This window comes from Actinoplanes siamensis, from assembly GCF_016862395.1.
Classification (GTDB): domain Bacteria; phylum Actinomycetota; class Actinomycetes; order Mycobacteriales; family Micromonosporaceae; genus Actinoplanes; species Actinoplanes siamensis.
Window position 1 is genome coordinate 1 of the sequence record NZ_BOMW01000110.1, and the last position, 8,734, is coordinate 8,734.

Sequence of the window (8,734 nt, forward strand, 5' to 3'; positions counted from 1 at the left end):
GGTCCGCGAGCCGTAACGGCTGGTGCGGGTGGCGATGAAGCACACCGCATCTTCCCGGTCGAAGTCCACGTCCTCGTGCCGGTACCGCAATACGAGGCTGTCGCAGACGACCAGTTCAAGCCGTTGCAGGGCGCTGCGGGCGGCGGGCTCATTGGGCGGGTTCTCTGCCCGGACCAAGGCGATCAGATACGGTTTGACCTCATCGAGCCGTCTGCGCACGGCGATATGGACGGGATCGTGCGGCGGGTGCGGGCCGAATGCCTCGGCGGAGGCTGTCACCACGTCGTCGAGCTTGGTGAGTCTCAGATAGCGCGCCAGCCGGGGCAGCCGTGCTTCGGCGCTCAGTACCGGCCGCTGCACTTCCCAGGTGTCGCGCAGCAGCGGGTCCTCCGCGTACGGCGGTTGCGCGACGAAGACGCCGGCACCATTGTGGCTGGCCAGCAGCCGCACGGATCCCGGATCGGGATGCGGTGTCTGGTCCTCGGTCAGGACGTTCTGCAGGAGCCGCTGGATGTAGCGAGCGGCGAGTTCGATGTCACGGGTGGTGTGGCCGAGCCCGTCGGCTTCTGCCGCGATGGAGGCGAGCAGGCCGAGCAGGTCCGCAACGCGCGGGCGCCCGGTGTCGGTGAGCTTGAGCGCGGCGACAAGGGTGCTGCCACCCGTCATCTGGTACATCGTCTCGGTGATGTGCGGAATGCGGTCGCGCACGTGCCGGGGCGTGCCGGTGGCCTCCACCCAGGCGTCGCGGGGTCGAACCAGGGCTGCCTCGGTTCCCCGGACCACCGGCACCCACGTGCGGGTCCGCAACAGATAGGCGAACAGCGACTCGGCAGGACGGTCCCGCTCACCGGAGTGCAGCTTGTTGACGCACCGGAAGACAGCCTTGGTGGCCGGCTCGTAGACCGTCGCCCACCGCCGGGCGAGCTGACGCCAGAGCGCGAGCATCCGTTGCGGATCCCCGCTGGCCACCAACTCCTGGTGGCGGTCCAGCCGGTAGGAGACTCGCAGCTGCTGCGTTTGCGGGTGGCCCTGTGGGCACTGTGCCGCCTGGCTTGCCGGCGGCGCCGCCCGCCACTGATGGAAGACGATGCCTGCGTGGGGATGGCGGTGCAGGCCGCCGAGCAGGTAGCCGTACCAGTCCGACGGTGTGGCCTCGTCGATGCGGGGATGGTCGCAGACGCCGAGCATCCGGTAGAAATCGAGGTCAGTGCGCCGTTGATCCGGGTCGTCCGGCACAGGGATGTCGAGGAACTCGGCCTTGCCGAATGGTCCGTAGAGGATCTCCAGATCGGCTGACCCGGTCCAGTCGGAGCCGAAATACGCCGTTGCGCCGGCCCGTAGCCCTCGACAGGTGCCGTCGGCGGATCGGACTGGCAGCAGGACGCGGCCCAGTACGGCTGCCAGGTCACCGCTGCCACCCAGGCGAGTCTGGTGGTAGGCGCTCAACCCGGCCATCGCCCGCTCCCGTTCTCCGGGATCAGCCGCCGCATCGGTCAGGATCTTGATCAGATAGTCACGGATCAGGTCGCGCCACTCGAACGGCCGGACCCCCAGTTCTCGCAGCAGTGCCTCGGCTCTCTCGATCGCCGGGATGTCGGCGATGGGCACCGGGATGTCGTCGGGGATCGAGGTGTCGTCGCGCTTGCGGGGGAGGAACACCGGCTGTTCGGCGGGGATCAAGGTCTGTCCGCCGGTGGTGAGTACCCGTGCGGTCTTTCGTAGCACCGCCAGCTGATCAGGCAGCTTCTGCCAGCAGCTGAGCAGGAACCTGTAGTAGTCGGCCACCGTCTCCTGAGTGGGCGGCCGCAGCCGGCCCAGGAGTTCAGCGAAGGGCATGATCTCGACGGTCGCCCCGTTTGACAGGAATGCTCTCGTGGCGGCGGCCTGCTCGATGTCGGGACGCAGCGTTCGGGTGCGGTCGAAGGCGGCCAGCCGGTGGGCGGCCCTCAGATCGGGCAGGCGGTTGGGGAGAAGGCACACCTCGGCGGGTCGGGCAAGCGTGCCGTCGAGGACCGGAAGGAACCGGGCACGAGCCAGCGCCGCAGTCCAGAGAACGCGCAGCCGGGTCGCCGCCTCCCCGGCAGGCGCCGCCGATGCGGGGACGATCACTGCGACAGCGGCCGCGTCGGCCTTACTGCGCCGGACCAGATCGGTGACGACCCGGTCTGCCAGGAAATTCGCCACCAGGTTCTGGAGGTGGTCGTTGTACGGCTGTGCCTCGGGGCTCGCGGCGAGCTGCTTGCGGTCCATCGTGAGAACCCACTCGGCGTGCACCAGGACGTGCAGCCCCGGGCTCTCCTCGGTGGGGAAGTAGACGTGCAGCGGGAAGGTCTCGTCGGCCCGCGGGAGCCCGGTCTCGCCGAGCGGGACAGCCACCGCCCACCGGACCTTCTTGAGATCCGACCAGGCGTCGCCCAGCGGGACGAGCGTATCCGGGTCGGGCTCCTGCTCGCCGCGGTAGAGCAGCCACCGCTCGGTCTTGTCCTCGGTCTCGAGGACAACGTGGTCGGTGTCGGCTCCGCTGGGCCGGACCGACGCCACGAAGTCGGCGTCAGTCCCGCGCAGTTCGAGCTTTTCGACGCCCGGAAGGAAGAGCAGCAGGCGTGGGCGGAGATTGGCCGTGAGGCGCTCGGCGACGGCATGCCGGTCCACGCCGTCACGCAGCGGCAGGCGGATCACGGTCCGGAATCCGTCGACGCGCAGTCGCCCTACCACTTCCGCGTCCGCGCCGAGGTCTTCATCTGTCACCGGGAAGGGAAACGCATACGCCGGCAGGCGCTGACCGGCCGGGAGCGGGCCAAGCAGTGCAATCACTTCGCGGCGGAGCCGGTCGCTGTCGAATTGGAAGGCTGTGTTCTCGGAGATGATCTGCGGCCGGTCGGTGATCTCGCCGACCGATTTGAAGCCCAGGCCCTTGTGCCCCACTGCGGCACCCGGATGTTTCGGCGATCGGCCCAGCGAACAGATGCCCTTCACCTGCTGGTCGCCGAAGCCTGATCCGTCATCGGCCACGATCAAGGCGTCCTCGGTAAGGAGGAAGAACGCACGGCCGCGCACCCCGGCCTCGGCCGCCGCATCGTTCGCGTTCTGCAGCAACTCGAACGGGTACCGGCCGGAATACTGCTGACGGACCATCTCCTGCGCGGCGCCGCGCTCGTCGAGGTTCTTCAGCAAATTCTCCCGCAGCTCCTCGTTGTCCCGCTGCGACTCGATAGCCGCGATCTCCCGCCGGCTCAGCCGGGTCGCCCAGTCCATACCTCATGCCCTCCATCGCGGTCGGTAGAAGGATGCCTCACCGGTACGACACTCAGCGGCGACCGATCAAGGGAGACTGTTGCATGCGTCGATGATCAAGGAGGTCGTTCGTCCTCTTCGGCCCACAAGACGCCCGACTGCGGGAATCACGAGTAGCCCGGCATGAAGGACTGCCTGCGCTCGACGATGGGCTGATCACCGATAACACGTTCGGGCGATCTTGTCGGCGATTCCTCGGCAATTGCGGACGAAGGCAATAGGCTGCTGTGCCGTGATCGGCGCCGCCCGGAACGGGCCGGCGTGCAATACCGATCGCCTTCTTCCGCCTCTACACCCCCAGGTCTACCGCCCCGGCGGGCAAGGAGCACTGGTCATCATCGCGGCTATCGAGGTCCCGCAGCTGTGGGCACGGCCCGTCGTCATCGACGACAACCACATTCGCCACCTCGCCGTGCCCGCTCACACTGCGACACGGGACGACGCCGAGTGCGCGATCTCCATCCATGGCAGGTGGCCGCTTACACGAACGACCGCCGAAGGCATCCACCTGCACATCGGCAGTGACGAACGTGTCGAGTGGAAGGGACCGGCACCGGCTGCTCCCGACCCCGCCGAGGTTCTCGAATCGCTGAACGGACGATTCCGCTACATCGAAGCCAGCGGACCCGACTCCCGCGATGGTCTGCGTATACCGCAACTCGGTGCCGTACACGCCGTGGCCGGCTACTGGGCCACCGCCCCCACGCAACCGGCAACCGTGGTGATGCCCACGGCCACCGGCAAGACCGACACCATGAACGCCATCTTCGCCGCCAAACGCCTCGACCGGCTCCTCCTGATCGTGCCGACCGACGCGCTGCGTACCCAGCTCGGCCGACGACTCGAAACCTATGGTGTCCTACCCGAACTCGGGGTCCTCGAAGAACCTGCGCTGCGTCCCGTGGTCGGAACCATCGAGCACGGATTTTCCTCGGCACAGGCCGCGATCGACTTCGCCGGACGATGCAACATCATCATCTCGACGGTCAGTGCACTCATGGCCTCCGCCGAACCGATCCGGCGAGCGCTCGTCGACGAGTGCAGTCACCTGTTCATCGACGAGGCCCACCACGTCGCCGCTACGCAATGGGATCAGATCCGCGGCTACTTCGACGACCGGCACGTCGTCCAGTTCACGGCCACACCTTTCCGCGCGGACGGCAAGCACCTCGGCGGCCGGCTCATCTTCGCCTTCCCCCTTCGCGAGGCCCAGCGGCAGGGATACTTCTCGAAGATCGACTACATTCCCGTCACCGACTACACCGACCCCGACCGAGCCATCGCCGTCACCGCGATCGGACGCCTGCGACAGGACCTGGACAGCGGCTACGACCACCTGCTGATGGCTCGAGTCAACACCAAGGTCCGCGCCGACGATCTCATCACCCTGTACCGAGAACTCGCCCCCGACCTGGCACCAGTGAAGATCCACAGCGGCGCGACCCGGAAGCAGCGCACAGCCGCGCTCCGGGCCGTCCACGACCGGGACAGCCGGATCATCGTCTGCGTCGACATGCTCGGCGAGGGCTACGACCTGCCCGCCCTCAAGATCGCCGCCATCCACGACGCACACAAGACCCTGCCCATCACGTTGCAGTTCATCGGCCGGTTCGCCCGAGCCGGGGCCGACCACCTCGGAACAGCCTGCGCCGTGGTCAACCGGCCCGACCCCGAATACGACTCGAGCCTGCGCCAGCTTTACGCCGACGACGCCGACTGGAACCACGTCATCCGCGAGCTGGCCCAAACAGCGGTCGGCCTGCAGCAGGAGATCAGCGAGTTCGAGGCCGGGTTCGGATCCTCGCTGCCGGAAGAGATCCCCCTCCGTGCGCTCGAGCCGAAACTCAGCACGGTCGTCTACCAGACGCGGTGTACCGACTGGACTCCCGAAGCCGCCGAACACGTCTTCGGCAAAGAGCGGATGCTGACCCATCCGATTGCCCTCAACCGGCAGCGCAACCTCGCCTGGTTCGTCATCAAGAACCACAGCGAAGTCAAGTGGGGCAACCTCAGGACGGTCGAGGACGTCCGCCACGACCTGTACATCATGTACTGGGACCGCGACCGCAACCTGCTGTACCTCAACAGCTCCAACACCGACAGCGTCCACAAGGAGCTCGCCAAGGCTGTCAGCGGTTCGGACGCCGAAATCATCCAAGGCGAAGCGGTCTATCGCGTCATGGCTCACGTCAACCGGCTGGTGCCGACCAATGTCGGCCTCATCGATGTCCGCAGCCGAGCACGCCGGTTCTCCATGCACGTCGGCGCCGATGTCACCGAAGGCTTCCCCACCGCCGAAGCCCAAACAAAGTCGAAAACCAACATCTTCGCCCGCGGCTACGAACAAGGCACCCATGTTGGCTTCGGCGCCTCGCTCAAAGGCCGTATCTGGAGCGCCAAGACCGTCGGCTCCCTCCACGAATGGGTTCAATGGTGCGATCAGGTCGGCACGAAACTGACCGACGACACCATCTCCATCGACGAGGTCATGAAAGGCTTCATCCGCCCTCAACTCGTCCGCGAACGCCCCCCGCTGGCCATTCTCGCCGTCGACTGGCCGCTGAACGTCTACCTCAACACCAGCGACGAAACCATGCTCCTGTACGACGGCAAGGCATACCCCCTACTCGACACCGAGCTACAGGTCACCGACCACAACACCACCGGGCCGATCCTGTTCGAAGCCACCACACCGCACTGGCGCGCCCCCTTCAAGGCGACGTTTCACCCCGAGGGCCTCGATATCCAGGCCCTCAGCGGCGATGTCGCAGTGATCGCCCCGCGCAGCCAGACGACACTCACCGATCTCTTCGACGACCGGGGCGTCAAGTTCTACTTCGAGGACGAGACGACCATCGAACACGGCGGGTTCCTGCTCCGCCCACCCCGAAACACCCCGCCGTTCTCCCCCACCAAGCTTCAAATCCTCAACTGGACGGGCACCGACATCAGGAAGGAGTCCCAAGGAGCCCACCGCCAGCCGGACTCCATCCAGTACAAGATCATTGAGATGGTCCGCGCCGAACGCGAGTGGGACCTCATCATCGATGACGACGGCGCAGGCGAAGCAGCCGACATCGTCGCTCTCGCCATCCTCGACGACAACACCCTTCTCATCCGCCTGGTGCACTGCAAATACTCGTCCGAGACGAAACCCGGCGCCCGCGTCGCAGACCTCTACGAACTCTGCGGCCAGGCCCACAAGTCCGTGCACTGGAAACGCGGCACCGAACTCATCGACCACCTCACCCGCCGCGAACGACACCGCCGCTCCGAGCACAACCGCACGGGCTTCGAGCTCGGCAATGACATTACGCTCCGAGCCCTCCAGCACCGTGCCCGATACCTGCGCCCTCGACTGGAAATCGCGATCGTGCAACCTGGCCTGTCGGCCGCGAAGGTCAGCCAGCAACAGCTCCAACTCCTCGCCTGCGCGGAGGTCTACGTCTACGAAACCGCGCAAGCCACATTCGATGTCTTCTGCAGCGCCTGACCCACGAAACTGCCATCAGTCCTCGTCCACCAGAGCTGACACAGACACGGGCCCACAGCGATACCGATCCCCGACACTCTCTACACAGCCCGAAGCAGACCACGAGCGAGCGGCCGGAAAACCTGCCGCCCGCATTGAGGTCAGCATCGATGAATAGAGCCAGGCCGTGGACGGCCTCGATGCAGCAGATACTCACCCCGCACCGGCTCAACCCGTTGGCGAGCGCGGCAGACGCGTCACGATGACATCCTCCCCGCCAGCCCACGACACCCCGCTCACCCAATCAGATGAACCTAACGCCAGCCCCAATGGATGATGTCGTCCCAGTACGCCACCACCACGGTCATCACATCGACCGACGCGACGCGATTGAGGGACACCACACCTCCGAAAGCCAGGAGATGCTCAGAAGACCGATTGACAGGCCCCGGCGTCCACGACGGACTCACATTCCTCACCTATCGCGCCGGAACCAGAAGCGGCACCGAGACGCACGTCAGGCGAGGAGCACCGGATGGGACGGCCACCACTGCCACCGGCAACCGCCGGAAAGATCCGCTACAACCGCTCCGGGAAGAACTGGGTCGCCCGATGCGAGTTCCGTGACCACGACGGCGCCATCCGATCAATTCAACGCGCACGCCCGGCCAAAAAGGCAGCCCAACAAGCACTGAAGCAGGCGCTCAAGGACCGCCTCCACCACCACGATGACGCGGTCATCAACCCCGCAAGCACGCTGCGCCTGGTCATGGAGACATGGTGGGAGGGTTACGCCGCCGGAGAAGGATCGCTCGGATCGAAACTCACCTACCGACAGGTCATCGACAACCACCTGCTGCCAACCGTAGGAGACACGAAATGCCGCGCCTTCTCCGTCGCAACGGCCGAGCGTTTCCTCCGGAAGGTAGAACAGCAACATGGCCGGCCACAGGCCAAAACAGCACGAACGGTATTGAGCGACGTATGCGGATACGCGGCCCGGCTCGGCGCCATGACACACAACCCGGTCAGAGACACCTCCCGGATCAGGAACAAGCCAAAGCGCGGCCCAGAAGCCCTGAACGCCGCCGAGGTCCGGCAACTACGTGCATACGTCAGCTACTTCCCACCAGCGGTGCATCGGGACGTGCCCGCGATCATCGACCTCCTGGCCGCTACCGGCCTGCGAATCGGCGAATGCCTAGCGGTAACCGTCGACGCCTTGGACCTGGAGAAACACACCGTTCAGGTACGAGGCACTGTAGCGCGCTATCCCGGTATCGGTGTCGCTATAACACGGAAACCGAAAACCGAGTCCGGCCGCCGGACGCTCACCCTGCCCGACTGGGTATGGACAACCGTCGAGACCCACGTTCTCAGCGCCGTCTCCATGGCCGTACAGGTCGTCGCCGTCGATGCGACTCTGGAGTTCGTCATTCCGACAACGGTGCCGAGGCCTGGCAGGCCTCGGGGCCGGCCACCGACATGGCTACAGCAACTGCTGGAACGGGGAGAATCCTGGACGGAGGAGATCACGATCCTGTTCCCGTCGACGACGGGAACGCTACGCGATCCCTCCAACGTCTCCCACGACCTCAAGGCAGCGCTGACATTCGCCGGCCTCAACCGCGGAACCTCTCACCTACTGCGCAAATGCGTAGCCACACAGATGGACGACGCACACGTACCCGTGCGAGAGATCGCCGATCAACTCGGCCACTCCCGCCCGAGCATGACCCAGGACGTATACCTCGACAGGAAACCGGTCTGCACCGCGGCCGCCGCCGCTCTCCAACCCTTCGGATTCCACCAAGAGCCTCCGAACACGTAAGTTATCAGCCCTACCGCGCCAACTCGCGCCTCTCACGGTGTCCGGATCAACAGCGCGAGGCCGTAGCTCGGCTCGACGCTGTCGGCTGACAACACCTCCCCCGCGGCCTGCACCCACTACCCTCCGGACTTCACTAA

Annotated in this window: 3 protein-coding genes; 2 read left to right on the top strand and 1 reads right to left on the bottom strand. The window is 65.8% G+C overall.

What is annotated here, in order from left to right; translation table 11 throughout:
• A partial coding sequence (locus Asi03nite_RS36885; protein ID WP_203685161.1) for a sacsin N-terminal ATP-binding-like domain-containing protein occupies nt 1-3,174 on the bottom strand: 3,174 nt, incomplete at its 3' end.
• A 352-nt stretch (nt 3,175-3,526) separates the two neighbouring features.
• On the opposite strand from Asi03nite_RS36885, the gene Asi03nite_RS36890 reads away from it, so the two are divergent.
• Together Asi03nite_RS36890 and Asi03nite_RS36895 are read left to right on the top strand one after the other, a co-directional pair.
• Nucleotides 3,527-6,787, top strand: coding sequence for a DEAD/DEAH box helicase (locus Asi03nite_RS36890; RefSeq protein ID WP_203685162.1), 3,261 nt, complete (start codon nt 3,527-3,529; stop codon nt 6,785-6,787).
• A gap of 514 nt (nt 6,788-7,301) precedes the next feature.
• Nucleotides 7,302-8,597 carry a site-specific integrase gene (locus tag Asi03nite_RS36895; RefSeq protein WP_203685163.1) on the top strand — a complete coding sequence of 432 codons (1,296 nt, stop codon included), beginning with the start codon at nt 7,302-7,304 and terminating at the stop codon, nt 8,595-8,597.
• The last annotated feature ends 137 nt before the right edge of the window (nt 8,598-8,734 follow it).

What these genes read in the sequence shown, in the direction of transcription:
- Asi03nite_RS36895 (WP_203685163.1), top strand. Translation starts at nt 7,302, where the DNA reads ATGGGACGGCCACCACTGCCACCGGCAACCGCCGGAAAGATCCGCTAC.